General features: G+C 36.4%; 14 protein-coding genes. 6 read left to right on the top strand and 8 right to left on the bottom strand.

Annotated features, from left to right (window positions below; genetic code table 11):
* Positions 1–195 precede the first annotated feature (195 nt).
* From glnS to D1094_RS14585, 3 genes are all read left to right on the top strand, one after another.
* Positions 196–1,866 (top strand): glutamine--tRNA ligase, encoded by a 1,671-nt coding sequence (gene glnS, locus D1094_RS14595; protein ID WP_118960848.1) that lies wholly within the window; start codon positions 196–198, stop codon positions 1,864–1,866.
* Positions 1,867–1,977: 111 nt separating this feature from the next.
* Positions 1,978–3,528 (top strand): mechanosensitive ion channel domain-containing protein, encoded by a 1,551-nt coding sequence (locus tag D1094_RS14590; RefSeq protein ID WP_118960847.1) that lies wholly within the window; start codon positions 1,978–1,980, stop codon positions 3,526–3,528.
* Between the two features lie 70 nt (positions 3,529–3,598).
* Positions 3,599–4,390 carry a hypothetical protein gene (locus tag D1094_RS14585; RefSeq protein ID WP_147361082.1) on the top strand — a complete coding sequence of 264 codons (792 nt, stop codon included), beginning with the start codon at positions 3,599–3,601 and terminating at the stop codon, positions 4,388–4,390.
* 112 nt (positions 4,391–4,502) lie between these two features.
* Here the strand turns inward: D1094_RS14585 and ilvN are convergent, their stop codons facing one another.
* Both ilvN and D1094_RS14575 read right to left on the bottom strand, forming a co-directional pair.
* Positions 4,503–5,000 carry an acetolactate synthase small subunit gene (ilvN, locus tag D1094_RS14580; protein WP_118960845.1) on the bottom strand — a complete coding sequence of 166 codons (498 nt, stop codon included), beginning with the start codon at positions 4,998–5,000 and terminating at the stop codon, positions 4,503–4,505.
* Positions 5,000–6,727 (bottom strand): acetolactate synthase 3 large subunit, encoded by a 1,728-nt coding sequence (locus D1094_RS14575; RefSeq protein ID WP_118960844.1) that lies wholly within the window; start codon positions 6,725–6,727, stop codon positions 5,000–5,002. The genes ilvN and D1094_RS14575 overlap by 1 nt, the downstream gene beginning before the upstream one ends.
* Before the next feature lie 592 nt (positions 6,728–7,319).
* On the opposite strand from D1094_RS14575, the gene D1094_RS14570 reads away from it, so the two are divergent.
* On the top strand, positions 7,320–7,895 hold the full coding sequence (locus D1094_RS14570; RefSeq protein ID WP_118960843.1) for a DUF4136 domain-containing protein: 576 nt from the start codon (positions 7,320–7,322) through the stop codon (positions 7,893–7,895).
* Between the two features lie 134 nt (positions 7,896–8,029).
* Positions 8,030–9,571 (top strand): HD domain-containing phosphohydrolase, encoded by a 1,542-nt coding sequence (locus tag D1094_RS14565; RefSeq protein WP_118960842.1) that lies wholly within the window; start codon positions 8,030–8,032, stop codon positions 9,569–9,571.
* A 66-nt stretch (positions 9,572–9,637) separates the two neighbouring features.
* On the opposite strand, the gene D1094_RS14560 is transcribed toward D1094_RS14565, so the two are convergent.
* A complete protein-coding gene (locus D1094_RS14560) occupies positions 9,638–11,602 on the bottom strand; it encodes a collagenase (protein WP_118960841.1) in 1,965 nt (654 codons plus the stop codon).
* 290 nt (positions 11,603–11,892) lie between these two features.
* Between D1094_RS14560 and yfbR the strand changes: the two genes are divergently transcribed.
* The gene (gene yfbR / locus D1094_RS14555) at positions 11,893–12,507 is read left to right on the top strand and encodes a 5'-deoxynucleotidase (protein ID WP_118960840.1); all 615 of its coding nucleotides are present in this window, start codon (positions 11,893–11,895) and stop codon (positions 12,505–12,507) included.
* 111 nt (positions 12,508–12,618) lie between these two features.
* Here yfbR and D1094_RS14550 read toward each other — a convergent pair whose 3' ends face one another.
* The 5 genes from D1094_RS14550 to D1094_RS14530 all read right to left on the bottom strand — a co-directional run bounded on the left by D1094_RS14550 (position 12,619) and on the right by D1094_RS14530 (position 20,055).
* The gene (locus tag D1094_RS14550; protein WP_118960839.1) at positions 12,619–13,620 is read right to left on the bottom strand and encodes a LacI family DNA-binding transcriptional regulator; all 1,002 of its coding nucleotides are present in this window, start codon (positions 13,618–13,620) and stop codon (positions 12,619–12,621) included.
* Between the two features lie 113 nt (positions 13,621–13,733).
* Positions 13,734–15,272 carry an MFS transporter gene (locus D1094_RS14545; RefSeq protein ID WP_118960838.1) on the bottom strand — a complete coding sequence of 513 codons (1,539 nt, stop codon included), beginning with the start codon at positions 15,270–15,272 and terminating at the stop codon, positions 13,734–13,736.
* 5 nt (positions 15,273–15,277) lie between these two features.
* Positions 15,278–16,606 carry a GH1 family beta-glucosidase gene (locus tag D1094_RS14540; protein WP_182440202.1) on the bottom strand — a complete coding sequence of 443 codons (1,329 nt, stop codon included), beginning with the start codon at positions 16,604–16,606 and terminating at the stop codon, positions 15,278–15,280.
* Between the two features lie 386 nt (positions 16,607–16,992).
* Positions 16,993–18,471: a tryptophan halogenase family protein gene (locus D1094_RS14535; protein WP_118960836.1), complete on the bottom strand. Its 1,479-nt coding sequence runs from the start codon at positions 18,469–18,471 to the stop codon at positions 16,993–16,995.
* A gap of 39 nt (positions 18,472–18,510) precedes the next feature.
* Complete coding sequence (locus tag D1094_RS14530; RefSeq protein WP_118960835.1) at positions 18,511–20,055, bottom strand: tryptophan halogenase family protein; 1,545 nt, start codon at positions 20,053–20,055, stop codon at positions 18,511–18,513.
* Between the last annotated feature and the right edge of the window lie 46 nt (positions 20,056–20,101).

Genomic DNA, 20,101 nt, shown 5'->3' with positions numbered 1-20,101 from the left:
CATGTAAATATTTTTAGCAACTTGTTTCATTCTTTTATGCACATTATTTGATTGTGGCTGTTAACTTAACTATTCGTCATTATTCGGCTATTTATCACCTAAAGACGCTATTCCCTTAATAAAACACTTGCTATAATGCTGGCAATGAATGCTATTTTAAGCATGTTAACGTTTATTTTTCGAGGTTAGATATAAATGTCGGATACAGAAAACCGCCCAAGCAATTTTATTCGTCAGATCATTGATGCTGATTTAGCTAGTGGTAAGCATACGAGCGTGCAGACTCGTTTCCCTCCTGAGCCTAATGGATATTTACATATTGGACATGCTAAAGCCATTTGTTTAAATTTTGGTATTGCTCAGGACTATAATGGGCTTTGTAATCTCCGTTTTGATGACACAAACCCGGAAAAAGAAGATATTGATTACGTTAATGCTATACAAAAAGATGTTCAGTGGCTTGGCTTTGAATGGGCAGGAGATATCCATTATTCTTCTGATTATTTTGAGCAACTTTATAAGTATGCTGTTGAGTTAATAGAAAAAGGGCTCGCTTATGTCTGCTTCTTAAACGCAGAAGAAACTCGTGAGTATCGTGGAACATTAAACAAACCCGGTAAGAATAGCCCTTACCGTGATACGAGTGTTGAAGAGAATTTAGCGCTTTTTGAAAAAATGAAAAATGGTGAGTTCGAAGAAGGTGTTTGTGCACTTCGTGCAAAAATAGACATGAGCTCTAGTTTTATGTGCATGCGTGACCCTATTATTTATCGTGTAAGGTTTGCCCATCATCACCAAACGGGTGATAAGTGGTGTATATACCCAATGTATGATTTTACTCACTGTTTATCAGATGCGATTGAAAAAATTACTCATTCTATTTGTACGTTAGAGTTTCAAGATAACCGTCGTTTGTATGACTGGGTTATTGAGAATGTATCGGTACCAGCAGTGCCTCGTCAGTATGAGTTTTCGCGTTTGAATCTTGAATATACTTTAATGAGCAAGCGTAAACTGAACACCTTGGTTGATGAAAAGCTTGTTGACGGTTGGGATGATCCAAGAATGCCAACGATTGCAGCGTTTAGACGTCGCGGTTATACGCCAGCCTCTTTGCGTGAGTTTGCAAAACGTATTGGTGTTACTAAAATGGACAATACCGTTGAAATGAGTGTGCTCGAAGCGTGTATTCGAGAAGATTTAAATGATAACGCACCCAGAGCGATGGCTGTTTTAGATCCAATAAAGCTAGTGATTGAGAATTACCCAGAAAATAAAACAGAAGCGTTAACGGTTAAGAATCATCCAAGTGATGAAAGCCAAGGTACGCGAACTGTGCCATTTAGTTCAACACTTTTTATTGAAGCTGAAGATTTTAAAGAAGAAGCTAACAAAAAGTATAAGCGATTAGTCTTAGGAAAAGCGGTACGTTTACGTGGTGCATATGTGGTAACGGCAACTCGCTGTGATAAGGATGAGCAAGGTAATATTACGACTGTTTATTGTCATTACGATGCTGAGACCTTAGGAAAAAATCCTACTGATGGCACTAAACCAAAAGGGGTAATTCATTGGGTTGATGCCGATAAGTCAATTGATGCAACGGTACGTTTATACGATAGGTTATTTTCAGTACCAAACCCTGCTGCTGCTGATGATTTTTATAGCGTAATGAACCCGGAGTCATTAGTCGTTATTGAAAACGCTAAGGTTGAGCCTGCTTTACAAGATGCTAAGCCAGAACAAGCATACCAGTTTGAAAGACAAGGTTATTTTTGTTTAGATAATGCAATTGAGGAATCAGGAAAGCTGATTTTTAACAGAACGGTTGGCCTTCGTGATACTTGGGCTAAAATATCGGGTTAAGATCACTATTAATGAATTCAATTGAGTCTTAAAGTAAAACCTGTAGCTATTTTAATAGCTACAGGTTTTTTATTTTTCAATCCCCAAAAGCTATATATAAAGGGAAGGTAAATGAAGTATACAAATCGTTCGATAATAAACCAAACGAGTAAAGTGTTAATTATTTTATTTAGTTTACTTTTTTTATTTAAACCTTTCCCTTTATTTGCGAGTCAAGGTGATGAAACCTATACCGCGATAACGTCTCAGAATATTAATGTACCAGTAAGCGAATTAGAGTTAGCACTTTTACCATTGCTTAAAGATGAAATAGAAATTGAAGTAAAGGCGTGGTTAGTCATTGTTAAAAATAAGGCAACGATACTCAGTGAAGCTGAAATTTTAGTCAGCCAAAAAAAAGAAGGTGTAGAAGCGTTAACAAACCTTGCCGATGCAAGTTCCGACGCAGTTGAAATCGTCACCTCAACTGATGCAACAAACGATAGTGTTAACGAAATAAAGTTAGAGGTAAAAGAGGATCTAAATCAACTAGAGGCATTATCGAAGAAATTAAATAATGAAAAAGCTAATAAAGCGATAGCTTCATTGGAGTCAAAACAAAATAATTTATCGGCACTTTCTGAGCAAGCAAATGATTTTGCTGTTAAGTTACAAGAAAAAAGAAAGACACTTATAGCAAGTTTGACCCAGCTTAGGGAAGAGAAAAACGCCGTTCTAGAGCGGTTCAATATCGTACTATCTCACTGGGAATCTAAAGGTGGAGAGGCAAGTGATTTAAAGCTTTATGCGAAGGCATTGCAAACAACTAATGTTGATTTGTCAGATGGAAATGCGACATGGTTAACATTCAAGGGGTGGCTTAACTCCAAAGAAGGTGGTCAGTTGTGGCTATCAAACATTATTAAGTTTATATTTTCTCTTTTTATTGTGTACTTAATAGCCATGTTTTTTGGCGGTATTACAGATGCAGCGTTAAATCGTAATAAAAAAATATCATTTTTACTTAAAAACTTTATTCAGGTTATGGTTAGGCGAATTATCTTGTCGATAGGTTTTCTTATGTCGTTAACCATAATAGGTATAAATGTTGCGCCTGTATTAGCCTTGATTGGTGCGGCAGGATTAGTGATAGGTTTAGCATTGCAAAGTACGTTAAGTAATTTTGCTAGTGGTATGCTTATTCTAATATACCGCCCATTTGATGTAGGAGAAGTAATAGAAATTGATGGTGTTGTTGGTACCGTTGATTCAATGACACTATTATCAACAGCAATAAAAACGTTTGATAACCAACACCTAATATTACCAAATAATAATGTATGGGGCACGACGATTATCAATGTCACAGGTAGTGAAACACGCCGTGTAGATTTAGTTTTTGGTATTGGTTATCGGGATGATTTATCAAAGGCGCAAGCAATCCTTGAGGAGATAGTAGAGCAGCACGCTAAAGTATTAGAAGCCCCCAAAGCTATCATTAAAGTTCATGAGTTAGCTGATTCATCGGTTAATTTTGTTTGTCGTCCTTGGGTGAAAACTATTGATTACTGGGATGTATACTGGGATATAACTCGAGAAGTTAAAGAGCAGTTTGATAAACAAGGCGTGGGCATTCCGTTTCCACAACAAGATATTCATTTACATCATGTTAAGAGTGATTGATTTTTAGATGCGACTATATCGTTTTAGGTTATTTAGCTTTTTCATTTTGTTGATGTTGCCGTTTTGCAAGGTGTTCGCTGACGATGATATTGATAGAGAGCTTGACGTTGTTCATTATGCTTATGCTAATTACTTAGGTAGTGGTATATACCGAACTACAGGCCAAAATGCGAGCATCATTAATTTACCTTTTGCTTATGACATAGATACAGAAGGAAAAACGACCTATGGCTTAAGGTTGCCACTTTCTTTAGGTTTTTTTGATTTTGATTTTTCAGATATCCCTAGTGTTGAGCTCCCCTCAGAAGTTGGCACAGCGACATTTACGCCAGGTGTTGCCTTAAGTTACCAATATTCAGAAAACCTTGCGATTGAAACCTATTTAGATTATGGCTATGCAAAAAACTTTACCAGTGGCTTTAACGTAAGCGTTCATTCTGCTGGAATTTCATCTTTATATAATTTTACTTTTCAAAATATGGACTCAATTTGGGCCACTAGACTTTATTATGCGGCTTATCATGGTAATGGTTTTAGTGTTCATGATTCGTATGCAGCATTTCAAATGGGGTTAGATATAGGTTTGCCTTTCAAGTACCAGGTGCTTAGTTATTCGTTTCAACCACGGATATTTACCACAGCCTTTTGGTACTTCGATGATGTTGAACTTAACTCTCAAAAGTCTTTGTTAGATACAGGTGTTTCTAATGTTACTTTATCAAATTCAATGGAGTTTGGTGTAACGTTGAAATTTGATAACGTGATTGGATACTCATGGGCAGGCTTTGATAGATTGGGGCTTAGCTATCGATTTAGTGATGACTTTAGTGCTTTTCGTTTATTATTTTCTTTTCCCATATAATTTAGTGTGTAAGGTGAAAAGGTAAAACACAGAAGAGGTGTTAACCTCTTTTGTGTTTTATACGTTATGATATTAACCCTGCGAATAACATGTTGGTAATGCTTGAACAGGGCTAAATTCTTAGCGCTTTTTCTCCTCGCGCAATACCAACACTACCAGAACGAACTGATTCAACAATCTCTGTTTCATTCTTCAAGGTCTCAATAAAGGCATTTATTTTGTCAGCATCACCAGTAAGTTGAATCGTATAAATTTGCTTACCAATATCAACAATTGCACCTCTAAAAATATCAGTGATACGTTTCACTTCAGTACGAGATTTATCACTCATCGCGGCGACTTTTATTAATAAAAGTTCACGCTCTAAATGCTTTCTATCGGTTATATCTGTAATCTTTATCACATCAATGAGCTTGTTTACCTGCTTAACTATTTGCTCCAATACTTTATCGTCACCTTTTGTCGCTATAGTCATGCGAGACAAGCTTGCATCATCAGTAGGAGCTACAGTAAGACTTTCAATGTTAAAAGCGCGTTGAGAAAATAACCCAACAATGCGAGAAAGTGAGCCTGGTTCATTTTCCATTAGAATAGCTAAAATACGTCGCATTATGCTTTTACTCCTTTTGATAACCACATATCATCTATTGCGCCTGTTCGAATATGCATAGGGTAAACATGCTCTTTTTCATCGACTAACACATCAACAAAGACTAAGCGGTCTTTGATACTAAATGCTTCTTCTAGCTTACTATCTAGTTCAGATAAGGTATCTATTTTTATACCTACATGACCATATGATTCAGCAAGTTTGGTAAAGTCAGGCAGCGACTCCATATAAGAAGATGCATGTCTTCCGTCGTACACCATGTCTTGCCATTGCCTTACCATACCTAAAGAACGGTTATTTAAAGCGACAATCACTACAGGCAAGTTGTATTGCATACATGTCGATAGCTCTTGAATATTCATTTGTATAGAGCCGTCACCTGTTATACATATTACGTGTTTATCAGGAAACGCAAGCTTTACGCCCATTGCCGCAGGTAAGCCAAAACCCATGGTGCCAGCGCCGCCTGAATTTATCCATTGTCTTGGTTTTTTAAAAGGATAATATTGCGCGGCAAACATTTGATGCTGACCTACATCAGAAGCCATATAAGCTTCACCATTCGTGATCTTATACATGGCTTCAACAACCCGTTGAGGTTTAATCTTCTCGTTTTTATCTTGCTTATAGCTAAAGCTTTTTACATTGCGCCACAAGTTAATTTGCTGCCACCAAGGGGCTAAAACACTTTCATCAGGGGTAAATCCTGTAGAGTTAAGCTCATCAAGCATTTGCTTAATAACCACATCAACTAAGCCAACAACAGGAATATGTGCGTTGATCGTTTTAGATATAGAGGTTGGGTCAATATCAACATGAATGATTGTTGCATTTGGACAGAATTTTTCTACGTTGTTAGTTACTCTATCATCGAAACGAGCACCTAAAGCGAGAATGACATCAGCATTGGCCATTGCTTTATTTGCTTCTAAACTGCCATGCATACCTAGCATGCCAATAAAATTGTCATGGGTGCCTGAAATCCCGCCTAACCCCATTAAGGTATTTGTAATGGGGGCTTTTAGTGTTTCAACAAGCTCAGTGAGTAAATGGGAGGCATCAGATAGAACAATACCACCGCCAGAATATATAACTAATCTCTTAGCCGATTTTATTGTGCTAACCGCTTTTTTTATTTGTTTTGGATGGCCTTTAATATTTGGATTATAAGAGCGCATCTTCACATCAGTATTTATACTAAAGGTTCCTTTGTTTTGCGGAACAAGTATATCTTTTGGAAGTTCGACAACGACCGGTCCAGGCCTTCCCGTGCTGGCAATATAAAATGCTTTTGAAATAGCGTCTGGAATGTCCGCTAAGCTTCTACAATTAAAGCTGTGTTTTATGATTGGACGAGTACAGCCAACAATATCAGTTTCCTGAAAAGCATCGTTTCCAATCAATGATGTAGCAACTTGACCTGACAAAACAACCATAGGGATAGAGTCCATATAGGCAGTTGCTATGCCCGTTACACAGTTTGTTGCCCCTGGGCCAGAAGTTGCTAAAACAACACCAACTTCACCAGTTGCTCGCGCATAACCATCAGCCATATGGGTCGCAGCTTGTTCATGTCGAACTAAGATATGCTCTATTTCATCTTGCTGGAAAATTGCATCGTAAATATCTAATACGGATCCCCCTGGGTAGCCAAATATATATTTTACATTAAGTGCTGAAAGAGATTTAACTACCATCTCTGCACCGGTAAAAAGTTCTGTTGTCATATCGTCACCTTGGTTTATGCATAGCATCCAAAAAATAGTAAGCTTGTTTTATATTCAAAAAAAAACCCCGATCCTAATTAGAGCGGGGTTTTGTTGTTGTTAGTTTATTTGTTAAGTTAAACGCAACGAAGCCCCAGCAATGATTTGACAACCACTACCACATTGAGGACGACGAGTTTTAGATTTGTGTTTAACATGATTAAATTTCTTAACATTGAATACAAATATATGGTGCTATTTTTAAGGCTTTAGCTTCATCTGTCAACCATTAAATACGAAATGTTTATATTTACGCTATCTTAAAATTCTACGAGAAACTTGACAACATGGAAAAGCTTGATTCCAAAAATGTTTTTATATAATTAATAAAGGTCAGTGCTGTATTAGTTTATCTATTTGTTTTATATTAATACTTAGATAATGTCAGCTAGAGTTAAGAGATAAGTTAACAGTTTGAAATTGTTAAACTTGTGGAGATAGCAACTAAGGAGCTATTTACTTTTCCGATCTGGGGTTAGATACATTAAATAACAGTTTAATTGTGTAATAAGAGTATTTTATAGATCTCTATTACCATAAATGGAAGGAAATTATGAGCCAAGTTAAAACACTGATGATAATTGCAATATCAATAATTATGATAGGTTGTACTGCAAATCAAGCAAAAGTGTCGTTTGATCGCAACGCCGATGTAGACACAATGAATTACAAAACCTTTGCTTGGCTAACCGAAGCTAAAATAATGGCTCCACCAGCAGACTTTAATCCAGTGATGAAAGTTCGTGTGGATGAAGCCATTGAAGAGGCATTCATTGCAAAGGGATATAAATTAATTACAGACGCTGAACAGGCTGATTTTACTATTTCTTACACGGTAGGTAGTAGAGATAAAATAAAGGTAAATAGTTATCCTGCCACTTACAACACAGGTTTTGGCTGGGGTCGAGGTTATTACGGGGGCCGAGGTTATTACGGAAGTATGCATATGGGTACCGAGACGAGTGTAAGACAGTATACTCAAGGTAAACTCGCTATTGATGTCTATGACGTTAAAACTCGTCAACCTGCATGGCATGGGTGGGCAACAAAACGGTTATCATCTAATGATACAGAGCAACCCGGTAAAGCGATTAAAGATGTTGTTGAACAAGTGGTTGCTCAATTTTAGTAAACTTTGAAATATTTATTAAAATAAACAACTATATAAAAGCGGCTTCGGCCGTTTTTTTTTCTTTCTTTACTCGTATTTTTCGTTATCTGAATTACACTAAGTATAAGTTTCCCAAAATATATAAAAATTAAATGAGTGACTTTATTTTTCAAGATGAAATTGAAGAAGATGAAATTGAACCTAAAAAGGGTGATAAATACTGGAGAATATTAGTTGTCGATGATGATGACTCTGTTCACCAAGTAACCAAATTAGTGCTGGCTGATGCTGAGGTCGAACATAGAAAATTAGAAATCGTGTCAGCCTACAGCAGCGAAGAAGCAAAAAGCATTTTAGAAATAGATAACAGCTTTTGCATGGCGTTTGTCGATGTTGTGATGGAGACTGATCATGCGGGGCTTGAACTCGTTGAATGGATTAGAAAAAGCCATAAAAACCAAGCGATAAGGCTTATCTTGAGAACAGGTCAAGCGGGTACTGCTCCTGAAGCGAAAGTAATCAGAGATTTTGATATCAATGATTACAAAGAAAAGACCGATTTTACCGCGAACAAAATGATCACTACTGTTTATGCGAGTATCCGCGCATATCGCGATATAATGACTATTCAACGTAGTCTCGATGCGTTTAAAATTTTAATAGAAGCCACCCATGATTTATTGAAAATCAATCAACTTAGACCCTTCGGTTCGGCCGCACTTAATCACTTACTAGCACTTATGAATGTGGATAGTTCCGCACTTTATATCGCGAGAAATCAAGTTGATTTTGCACAACAGGTCACTAGTTCAATCATTGCATGTACAGGTAAATACGTCTGTGAATCTGACTCTCTTGAATCTTCAAATATTGATGCTGAAGTCAAAGAAAAAATTCAGCAAGTATTTAATGATAAATCTCATTTTAGTAATGATGAGTGTTTTGTTGGCTATTATCAAGCGGGTGTAAATTCTGCGTCGGTTCTGTATATAGAGTTTGAAGATGACAATGAACATTTTAAAGCAAGTGTAGCTGAATTATTCGCCACTAATGTTGCACTGATATTAGAAAGTCTAACTAAGCAAAAAGAGATAGAAAAAACTCAAAAAGAATTAATGTTTATTGTCAGTGAGGCCGTTGAAGCAAGGAGTAAAGAGACAGGGGCTCATGCGAAGCGTGTAGCTATTATTTGTGAGTTAATAGCACGTAAAATGAACCTTGATGATGAGTATGTCAATGCAATATTTTTAGCTGCGCCTTTACATGATTTAGGCAAAATTTCAATTCCTGAAGCTATTCTACATAAACCAGCAAGTTTAGATGAAAGTGAGTGGGAAATCATGAAAACTCATGCCGAAGTAGGAGGTGAATTACTTGATAAGTCATCCGTTAGCATATCAAAACTTGGCGCTAAGTTAGCAAAATATCACCACGAAAATTGGGATGGTAGTGGATACCCTGAAGGGCTTAAGGGTGAAGAAATACCTTTAGAAGCAAGAATTATGGCAGTTGCTGATGTATTTGATGCGTTGGGTTCAAAGCGATGTTATAAAAAAATCTGGGGTAATGAGCAAATTAGAGCGTATTTAATCGATGAAAAAAATAAAAAATTTGATGAACAGATTGTCGATATCGTCATTGATAATTTTGATGAGTTTTTGAAAATTAGAGAAGAGTTTCCAGATCAAGTTTAATGCAGTTATTGTTTTTTAAAAGCTTAACCGTACTCATTTAGAACGGTTAAGCTTTTTTGTGCGTTCCTACTTATTTAACGCATTTGCATGCCAGTATTGCCAATGCATGTGCTTATTATTTTCTATTAAGTGCTCTGGTTGTAAATAATCTTTATAGGTATAGCGATAGAACTGACGAGGTTTTTGTGGATCGATAGTCGCTTCAGTCTCTTTACCTAAATCTTTATTATCTTTTAACCACTGATGAAATTCTTCTTGGTATTTTTTACCTGACTCATCAAGTAATTTCTTATAGCCTTTAAAGAAGTCTGTTTTTAAAAAGTGTGCTAACTGATGGTAATCCTCTTTATGTTTTTCAAACATAAATCTTACGGCTAGGTAACCCCATTGATATACTTGCGTGGTACCATCTTTATACTCTGTATCAAAAACTTGCTGTAAGGTTAGCCATTTATCTTCATCGGTATCGAGTAGTACTTTAAAGGCTTTAGGGTTGTTATTTGCTTTTGATATAAATTCAGCCAAGCCTTCAGACCACCATACCATATGGCTTGGAAAGTGATTAAAGGTATCGTACTTAATAAAACGACCATCAAGATAATGAACATATTCATGATGTAAGTTCCATACTTTAAATTCAGGCCTTACCCAAAAGTGCTCGTATGAATAGAAGGTTGCAATATTGTCAGGATCTTGCGTTGTTCCTTCTATATACATGCCTCCGTTATCGGTGTGAATATCAAATACCAGTTGACCATATTTATTGTATTCCGCCGCATTGTTAAAGATAACAACCCTTAATTGGTCATTAAAGTCGTTGGCAACAGGTTGATTATTAGTGGCTAATTTTTCATGAAAATCAGCTTCTTGACCAATTAATTGTTTGCACGAATCATTAAGCTGAGCCGTGGTCATTTTTTGCGTTAAAATAAATAAGCTGTCAGAGCAAACATGTTTAATTGGTAACGCTTCTTTAATTGTGGGCTCAATACATCGACCAGCTAAACTACCTTCCTTACATTCTGATTTTCCTCGAAAGGTTGAAACAACATATGGAATACTGAAAAGTGTTTTAATTTCTTGTTCAGTTTTGTTGTGTGTTTGACCAAATGTTTCCAGAGCAGCCCATAGTTGGTGATCTAGTTCTGTCATGGCTTTTTCAACAGGTAATGAGGTTTTGTCTTTATCTAATAGGTCACGTTCTTCTTTTGTTTTACTGTAATATTCATTCCAATATTGTTTGTTATAAATATTATAATATTGCCCCAAAGCCCAAGCAGCATGTTGTGTAGGCCAGTCTTGTTCATTAATAATGGCGTTATTTGAGTTAATAAAATTAATTAAGGCATTTTGAAGCTTATTGTCTTTGTTAATATCATTTAAATTATCAGCTTTATTTTTTCTTCTCGCTTCATAGGGCAAAATAGCAGCTGCTCTGAGTACTTCCCAAAGGGCATATTGCTGAGCTGTGTTTGAAGCTGAATCTGTTGATAATGCGGTATTACTGTAAAGGTTTATAAGCTTTGTTAAGGGTTCAATGTGTGCCGATATATATGGTTGCATCGATTCTAAAAAATATAAGCGATAAAGGGCAACAGCATAATTTTCATGTAACCTTGCGGTTTTATCATTGAGTTGATAAAAGCCATCCATATTTTGTAAGGCGATTAGTGCATTATTTAAGGCTATTTCACTGCCATCTTGCCACTCCTTATCTGGTCCAAAACTACTATATATTCGCAAATAAAAACTTAACTTATCTAGAGAGGCTGAATTTAAATCGCCTTTAACAGCTTGCAAAGATATGGCATGAGAAACTTGTTTTAATAAACCTTTCTGATAATGATTAAAATCTTGACTCCATAACGTATCTAAATTTGTTTCAAGCAGCTGGTTAATCATAGGCTGTTTCATCGCGCTAGATAAATTCACTGAAACGTTATTCTCATAGGGACTTTTTTGATGACCAGCACAAGCACTTAATAGCGCAATGCTAGCTGCGGTTAAGAGAAACGGGATTTTTTTAATCATTTACTACTCATTATATAATTATGTAAAAAACACCAATGTATACAATATAAGATTCTTGTTCAAGTAATTGAACTACTTAAGATGTAGTAAATAAATATCATAATTGACTTAACTTATTGTGCAAAAAGAGTAATTATAGTTAATAAATATATATGTTTTTTACGCTTTATTTTTTGTGATATTCGCTTTGAATGAGAAAGCGATTTATAACTCGTTCTGGTTGTAATGCTTTTTCTTACAAATAAAACAGATCATGAAAATATTCCCCCCCCTTAACATAGGAGAAATAAGTGTTTCATCATAAAGAAGGTAGCTTTACCGCATGGATTTTAAGGTTGCGCAAGATTATTCGCTGGCCTTTGATGACTTTTCGTGAATCTGAAACATGTTCTCAACACTCATTTGATGTGGCAGTGATAAGTCATCAAATTGCATTGATTGGTCAAATAAAATTTAATAGACGTTATAATTCTGCGGATATTGCGGTTGCCGCGTTATATCATGAAGCTTCTGAATCTGGCGGGGTAGGAGACTTGCCCAGCCCATTAAAATATCATAACCCAGAATTGACTGCGCAAATAAAAAAAATAGAACGTGAAGTGGAACAGTCTATGGTATATCAAGGGTTACCTAAATATTTGCATGATGCGATGGCGCCTATTGTTATACAATCGCAAGTAAATAAAGAGATTAAAGCCATTGTCAAAGCCGCAGATGATTTAGCGGCATATCATTATAGCCTGTCTGAGCTTAATACCGGAAACCGTGAATTTACCGATGCTTGTACGTTACTTGAAAAAAGGGTTATTAAGCATTGTGAACAATGGCCTGAAGTTGAAGAGTTTTACGTAACGCAATTTCCTGCTTGTACGCAAACATTAGATGAACTCTCTCGAATAGATTAATAAATTTTTAGATCAGAATAAACAAGGTTGTTTAGTAAGCTATTTCTCACCTAGTTATATTGGATTTGTTGCCAATAGCTTGTCTTTGGCTTAACAAAACAACTTTATTTGTTAATTAATCTTACTGACAGAATCTCGGTCAATAATGGTTGGTTCAAAAGAGTATTGGATATCTTCATCGGTTTTCTTGTAAACGTTTTTCAAAACTAATTTAGCGGCCATATGACCCATTTCGCCGACAGGGTTATCTATTGTCGTGAGTTTAGGGTAAATATGACGAGAAAATATAATATTATCAAAACCAATAACAGATAAGTCTTGTGGTAATGAAATACCATGCTCTCTTGCGTAGGTCATGGCGCCAGAAGCCATTTCATCATTGGCACAAACTAGCGATGTAAAAGTCACGCCATTATCTAAAAAGTATTTTAATCCATCAATACCACCGGTCTCGCAAAAGTCACCTTCAAAATATAGCGTATTATCAAAAGCAATACCGTGTTCTTGTAAGGCTTTTTGGTGACCTGTAAATCGTGCTTTTGCATCAGGTTTTACTTGGGGACCTGCGATGTAGGCAATATCTTTATGGCCATGTTCAAGTAAATTTTTTGTCGCTAAATATCCACCTAATTCATTATCTAAACTGATACAGTGATTTTCAATTGTTTCAACAAAGCGACTCATAAAAATGATTGGTGTAGACCCTTTAGTTAGCTCAATAAGGTACTCATCAGATAGTCCCTCAACATGCACAATTAAGGCGTCACAGTTTCTACTAATAAGAAACTCTATACCTTCTTTTTCTTTCTCTTCATCACTATGACCAGTCGTTATGATGACATGTTTACCTGCGGCTCTTAACTCCGCTTCAATTCCAGCCATCATTTGACCGAAAAAAGCACCATTTAATTCAGACACTAATACGCCAACACTATTACTGCAGTTAGAAGCTAATGATTGAGCAATTGAGTTTGGTCTATAACCAAGCTGAACCATAGCATCTAGCACCTTTTGCTTTGTTTTGTCGCTAACACGCGCATTATTATTTATAACGCGGGATACCGTTGCTAAAGAGACACCAGCTAGGTTAGACACTTCATATATAGTCGCCATAAAAATCCTGTTTTTTTGATAAAGTGTTTTGCTTTTTTATCTTTCTTTAAAAAGAAAATTCTATCATGTTTATTTACATCAGCACTATAGCTAGTCTGGTGTTTTAAATGCATTTATATTGTGCTAGTGACAAGACGCCTTTGATCTAATTCAGCAGAAATTATTTCATTATGATGGTTTGTTAATGGGTACATCAACATTAATAGTGCGCCAGCAAAAGCAAAACTAGCTGGGATCCAGCTCATTAATAATGTCATGCCGGGAAGGGCGCCAGAAATAGTAGTTAAATCCATGCCATTATAGCCATAATTTGAAAGTACAACGAGTACAAGTGCACCAGCAAATCCGCCACCTGTTTTTTGTACAAAGGTGCCTGCTGAATAAATTAAACCTGTTGCCCTTCTGCCATTTTTCCATTCAGAGTAATCTGCGGAGTCTCCAAGCATAGAAAAATAAAGTGTAGGCATCATGGCTGCAAAAAACTCGGCACTACAGCCTAAAGCAAATACCGCAAGTAAATTATCTGTTGGTATCCAATAAAAGCCAACGGTAAGGGAACCGCTTAGTATGAGCGATATAATTAACAACCGACTTTTACCTAAGTACCGAGCGAAAAAATCAGTTGAAAGAGCGCCAAAGATTGAAATAACGAGCAAGGCGATAAAGTATTTTCCTGCTAATAATTCATCACCAAGTTGATATTTAAAATAATAAGCAATAACACCATATTTAACCCCGTTGAACATCATGGTTAAAAAGCCGATGCCTAATAAGATAAGCCAAGGCTTATTAGTTAACAGATTTACCATATCGACTTGACTGGAGCTAAGTTGGTTTGAATCTATTTTTTTGACTCGCTGAATTAGCAAACCAACGCCGATCATTGTTACGCAAAAAAATAGCCCACTGTAAACCTCTCGAAAATAGAAAAATAAGGTCATGGCAAGTAAAGGCAATACAATAAAAGGCAAACTCTTTGATAAATCTAGTAGCTCTTGTTTTAATGAAGTAGAAGCGCTCTCATGTTTTGACGTAACTCTTTCTTTTGTGCCTGAAAATGTAATTAACATAAGTATTGTTAATATAAACGCAAAAAAATACATAGTGCGTTGGTAACCTAATGCACTATCTCCTTGACCAAATAAACTGACGAGATCGGGTAAAAAACCCATAACAAGTAAACCACCAGCAAAGGCTCCTGCAAACCTAAAACCAGATAAACTGGTTCTTTCTTTATCATCAGGAGTCATAACGCCCATTAAGGCTGAGTAAGGGACATTGTTCAACGTATAAGCAAGAGTTAAACCTATGTAGGTGATATAAGCATAAATTAACTTATTAGTATCACTGAAATTGGGGGTGGTGAAACAAAGTATCATGAATAAAGCCAGTAATGGGGTAGACCAGAGGATCCAAGGTCTAAACTTTCCCCATTTGGTTTGAGTTCTGTCGGCTATCATTCCCATGATAATGTCTGAAATACCATCGGAGAGTCTTACCACTAAAAAGAGCAATGCAGCGGCAGCGGCTGTTAAGCCAAAAGTATCCGTATAAAAAACAGCTAAATAAGCAAGGGCACCACGCCATACTAGATTAGCGGCAGCGTCTCCCATAGCATAAGAGAGTTTTTCTTTGATGTGAAGTTTTGTCATAATGATTATCTTTGGCTTATCATTGCGCTATAAGAAATTCCGCTTTGCTTTACTGTACGTTGTTGAGTGATATAATCAACATACACTATGCCAAAACGTTTTGAATAACCTTCAGCCCATTCAAAGTTGTCCATTAAACTCCATGCAAAATATCCTTTAATATTGACTCCGCTTTCTATGGCATTATTTACTTCCGTTAAATGTGCTTGGTAGTAATTAATTCTATCGATATCGTTTACTTGGTCTTGTTCTATCTTATCATCAATTGCTGCACCATTTTCTGTGATGAAAATTGGTGGTAATGAGTATGTATTATGGAGTGACACAAGTAATTCTGAAAATGCTTTCGGATATATTTCCCAACCAATATCAGTTCTAGGCTCTGGTGGAGCAATTTGGAAAAAGTGCTCATGTTTATCAGCCCGATAAATCGCTCTCGTATAAAAATTAACTCCGAGAAAGTCTAATGGAGCTGAGATAATGTCCATATCGCCATCGTGAATGGCAGGCTGTTGTTCATCAGGGATTTGATTAATGATATCAGGATATTGCCCATCGAATAATGGTTTAATATACCACTGGTTAAAGTAATCATCTGCATAACTTGCAGCTTTTGCATCAATAGAAGAATTTGTTTCTGGATAGCAAGGCGTGAAATTCAAAACGATACCATTTTTACTGTCAGGGCAGTTTTTATTTAACACTTGCATAGCTAATCCATGAGCAAGTAGTAAATGATGAGCTGCTTTTTTACCGTACTCTTTTCCTTTAATACCCGGAGCGTGAACTCCTACTTCATAGCCTAAGTATGCACTGCAAAAAGGTTCATTTAAGGTAGCAAATGAATAAACTTTCCCTTTTAATGCTGCTGATATTTTATCTGCGTAGTCTCTAAATAAATAAGCGGTGTCTCTATTTAACCAACCACCATTGTCTTCAATGTGTTGGGGGAGATCCCAATGATATAAAGTTACAAAAGCTTTTATATTTTTTTGCGCGAGTGAATTTAAAATATTTAAATAAAAATCAACACCTTCCTGATTAAGCTCTCCTGACTTATTGATTACCCTTGGCCATGAAATTGATAGTCTATATGCATCGACACCTAACGAGTCAATAAGCTCAATATCAGATTGCCATTGATTAAAGTGATCACAAGCGATATCGCCATTTGAATTGTCAGCGATGGTATTTTTTTGAGCACAAAATGTGTCCCATATACAAGGCAAACGCTTATTAACTCCGCCTTCAATTTGAAATGAAGCGGTAGCTACTCCATATATAAATTCGTTAGATCTCATTTTAGAATTAGCGGGTAGTGAAAGCTTAGCCATGATATTTGTATTACCTATGTATTGTTAAATTATCGTTTTAAATGCACATTTCACACGGAGAAAAAATACTTCGTGTAAGCGCTTACATTTAGGTTAGTGTTTTATCACTAAAAGGTCAACAACTTTAGAGGTACTGAATTAAAGATAAGTTTATTTGTTTGAAATTTAAAGAAAAATTAAAAGGTGAGTTAGGAGGGGTAATTATAGGGTAAAATTATTTTGGTATTTTATGTGTTAAATATGATTAATGAAAATAGCGAGGGGTGGTAGCGCTATCATTTGTGCTTTATTTTTATTGTTATATGTAGAGCAAATAAAGCCAGAAAATATAGTCTTAAATTTTTCTATTAAGGCTACATTTTCTTCAAATTTCTATAAGCTAGGCTTTATCTGGAACGACAATATTGGTCGATAAAGTGAGCATGACTAGGCAGTTGTTCTACAGCATTGCTTATTGATTGACGAAGACCAGAGAGAAAATTCTCCAATTCTTTATCATTCATGATATCGGCAATTCGGTGGTATTGATTTGGCAATATTCCTTGACCAAGCATTACTTGTGTCCATGAATCGACTCTAAAAATATCTCCATCATCAAGAAATACACGGCCAGTACTCTTAAATAGGTTCATTTTATGGGTAAGGGAGTCAGGTATTTCTAATCGCTGACAATGATGCCAAAATTCGCTATCAGTCCTTGATGTCGCCTTGTAGTGTAAAATAATAAAATCTTTGACGGCGTTTAGTTCGGAATCAAGCTTGCTGTTGTATTCATCAATAGCAGACTGCTCAATACCATCAAAAGGAAAGAGTCTTAATAACCTAATAATACCAGACATAATTAAATGAATACTGGTTGATTCTAAGGGCTCAATAAATCCTGAGGATAAACCTAATGCGACACAGTTCTTGTTCCAACCTTTTCGTCTTCTTCCTGTTTTAAATTTGATGACTTTAGGCTCTGTAATTGTTTCCCCTTCAATATTACTAAGTAATTGTGCTTTTGCTTGCTCGTCAGATAGAAATTTACTGCAATAAACTAAACCATTACCCACTCTGTTTTGTAGTGGAATTTTCCATTGCCAACCACTTTCTCGTGCGATTGAGCGTGTATAAGGAATAGGTTCATTGACAGAAGATGTTTGAACAGCGACAGCACTGTCTGCTGGCAACCAGTGTGACCAGTCTTCATAACCTGTGTGGAGGGCTTGTTCTATTAATAATCCTCTAAAGCCTGTACAGTCAATAAAAAAGTCGCCTTCAATTTCTGCCCCAGAGTCTAAAGTCAAAGAGGCAATATCACCTGTTGCATCCTGTTTACTTACATTGGTTATTTTCCCCTCAACTCTTTGAACACCTAACTGTTCACTGAATTTTCTTAAGTATTGAGCGTATAATGTTGCATCTAGATGATAAGCATAATTTATTGGTACGTTTTGGTTTAATGCGAACTTATTTGCTTTTGCGGCTTGAAGTTCAAAGCAATAGTCACCGAAGGGAGCATGAACTCCTTTACTTTTTCCATGAAGCCAAAAGTGGTGAAACTCTCCAGCCCAGCATTCTTTACCGGTCATACCAAAAGAGTGAATATAATTATCATTGAGTTTATTCCAGTGTTCAAAACCTATTCCTAACTTAAAGGTTGCGTGGGTCTCACGCATAAACTCTTGTTCATTAATACCGAGTAATTTGTGAAAAGTCTTAATGGGAGGAATGGTCGCTTCACCAACGCCAACAGTACCGATATTGTCAGATTCAATTAGCGTTATCTGTAGATTTTTACCTAATAACTTTGAAAAAGCAGCAGCTGCCATCCAACCTGCGGTTCCGCCACCAGCAATGATTACACGTTGAATTTTTTTCATATACTTCTCACTTTTTATTAAATGAATTTTTACAATGATTTATTTACTACTAAGTTGCGACAATAACGTTCTATTCGCGGGCAATGCAGCTAAGTATTGGGCTTGTTGGGTTTTCACCTCATCAAATAGTTTAGCTAGAGCAGGCGTGTTTTGTCTGCTGCTTGGCGTGACACGTTGTTGAGTCTTGAAGCCCATGCCATAAAGAATGTATTGATAACTCGCCGATGGAAATATCTCTTCATTTTGAATAAAGTCATAGCGACTTGGTGATTGATATTGCCACAAAGATAATAATGACTTTAACCTTTCGGGTATTGAGCTATCTTTTTTATTATCAAGCCAATAGTTACTGTCAGTGCGTTGGCTTAATACATAATGTAACTTTAAAAACTCAATGACTCTCTCCCAGCGATAAGTAAAGCGCTTGTTATAGCGTTTTGCGATAATATCCATATGAGCTCGGGTAGTCGGTAATTCTTCTCCAAGCATCGAGCTTGATAGCTCTATCATTGCGAGTGCCGATGCCTCTAAAGGTTCAATAAAGCCAGATGACATGCCTATTGCAACACAGTTTTTATGCCAAAACTTCTCACGATACCCAGGAGTAAAACTGATTTTTTTCACGGCTAGCGATTGAGAGAGTTCATCACTAATTGAGCATTTAAGATAACGACGAAGCGCTTGTTCTGCTTTTTCATCTGTAATGTATTTATCTGAATAGGTATAACCAACACCACGTCTTGAGGTTAACCCGATATCCCATATCCAACCTGCTTCTTGTGCTGTAGACAATGTTGCTGATGCAATATTTTCATTTAAGCTTTCATAGGGAACTTGCACCGCAAGAGCACTGTTATTAAATAATATATTTTCTTTATTAATGAGTGGAATTTCAAAGTGCTTACCTAGTAGCAATGATAGGTGACCAGTACAATCAACAAATAAATCACCGTGAATACAACCGTGCTCTTTTGTCTGTAATTTATGTATATCACCAGTATTGTCTGATTCTATACTGTCAATGTGGTCATAAAGGTGCTTTACACCTAATGTGTTAATACAATGTTCTTTAAGTAGTGCTGCAAATTTTTTGGCATCTAAGTGATAGCCATAATTAGTCACCGCAGCATAATCAGGCGTGGACAATTGTTTTGGTGCAAGTCCTGCCTGACAAACATGACTCTGAATATTAATAGCATCAGCGAAGGCTTGTTCTTTATGGTAGGTTTGCCAGTGAGAATATAAATCAACATGACCATAGCCTTTTGGAGTCATAAAAGGGTGATAATAATAGTCATCTTTTCGACCGTTATTCCACCCAATGAATTTTGATCCTTGCTTGAAGGAAGCATCACAACACTGTAGAAAAGCACTTTCATTAATGCCTATTCGCTCAAGGGTATTTCGTATTGAAGGCCACGTACCTTCACCTACACCAATAGAGCTAACTTGCGGAGATTCTATTAAAGTAATTTCAAATAAAGAATTTGGTTGTTTTGCATATTGAGCCGCTATAGTTCCTGCTGTTATCCAGCCAGCAGAGCCGCCACCGACAATAACAATTTTCTTGATTACTTTATCCATAATGAATTACTGCCTAAATTGTAATGCTTTTTAAGTGTATAAAACC

Source organism: Colwellia sp. RSH04 (assembly GCF_003545765.1).
Taxonomy (GTDB): domain Bacteria; phylum Pseudomonadota; class Gammaproteobacteria; order Enterobacterales; family Alteromonadaceae; genus Colwellia.
This window is presented reverse-complemented; position numbering and strand designations above follow the sequence as displayed.

What these genes read in the sequence shown, in the direction of transcription:
- D1094_RS14565 (WP_118960842.1), top strand. Translation starts at nt 8,030, where the DNA reads ATGAGTGACTTTATTTTTCAAGATGAAATTGAAGAAGATGAAATTGAA.
- D1094_RS14540 (WP_182440202.1), bottom strand. Translation starts at nt 16,606, where the DNA reads ATGGCTAAGCTTTCACTACCCGCTAATTCTAAAATGAGATCTAACGAA.
- D1094_RS14560 (WP_118960841.1), bottom strand. Translation starts at nt 11,602, where the DNA reads ATGATTAAAAAAATCCCGTTTCTCTTAACCGCAGCTAGCATTGCGCTA.
- D1094_RS14550 (WP_118960839.1), bottom strand. Translation starts at nt 13,620, where the DNA reads ATGGCGACTATATATGAAGTGTCTAACCTAGCTGGTGTCTCTTTAGCA.
- D1094_RS14590 (WP_118960847.1), top strand. Translation starts at nt 1,978, where the DNA reads ATGAAGTATACAAATCGTTCGATAATAAACCAAACGAGTAAAGTGTTA.
- D1094_RS14545 (WP_118960838.1), bottom strand. Translation starts at nt 15,272, where the DNA reads ATGACAAAACTTCACATCAAAGAAAAACTCTCTTATGCTATGGGAGAC.
- D1094_RS14530 (WP_118960835.1), bottom strand. Translation starts at nt 20,055, where the DNA reads ATGGATAAAGTAATCAAGAAAATTGTTATTGTCGGTGGCGGCTCTGCT.
- D1094_RS14535 (WP_118960836.1), bottom strand. Translation starts at nt 18,471, where the DNA reads ATGAAAAAAATTCAACGTGTAATCATTGCTGGTGGCGGAACCGCAGGT.
- ilvN (WP_118960845.1), bottom strand. Translation starts at nt 5,000, where the DNA reads ATGCGACGTATTTTAGCTATTCTAATGGAAAATGAACCAGGCTCACTT.
- glnS (WP_118960848.1), top strand. Translation starts at nt 196, where the DNA reads ATGTCGGATACAGAAAACCGCCCAAGCAATTTTATTCGTCAGATCATT.
- D1094_RS14575 (WP_118960844.1), bottom strand. Translation starts at nt 6,727, where the DNA reads ATGACAACAGAACTTTTTACCGGTGCAGAGATGGTAGTTAAATCTCTT.
- D1094_RS14570 (WP_118960843.1), top strand. Translation starts at nt 7,320, where the DNA reads ATGAGCCAAGTTAAAACACTGATGATAATTGCAATATCAATAATTATG.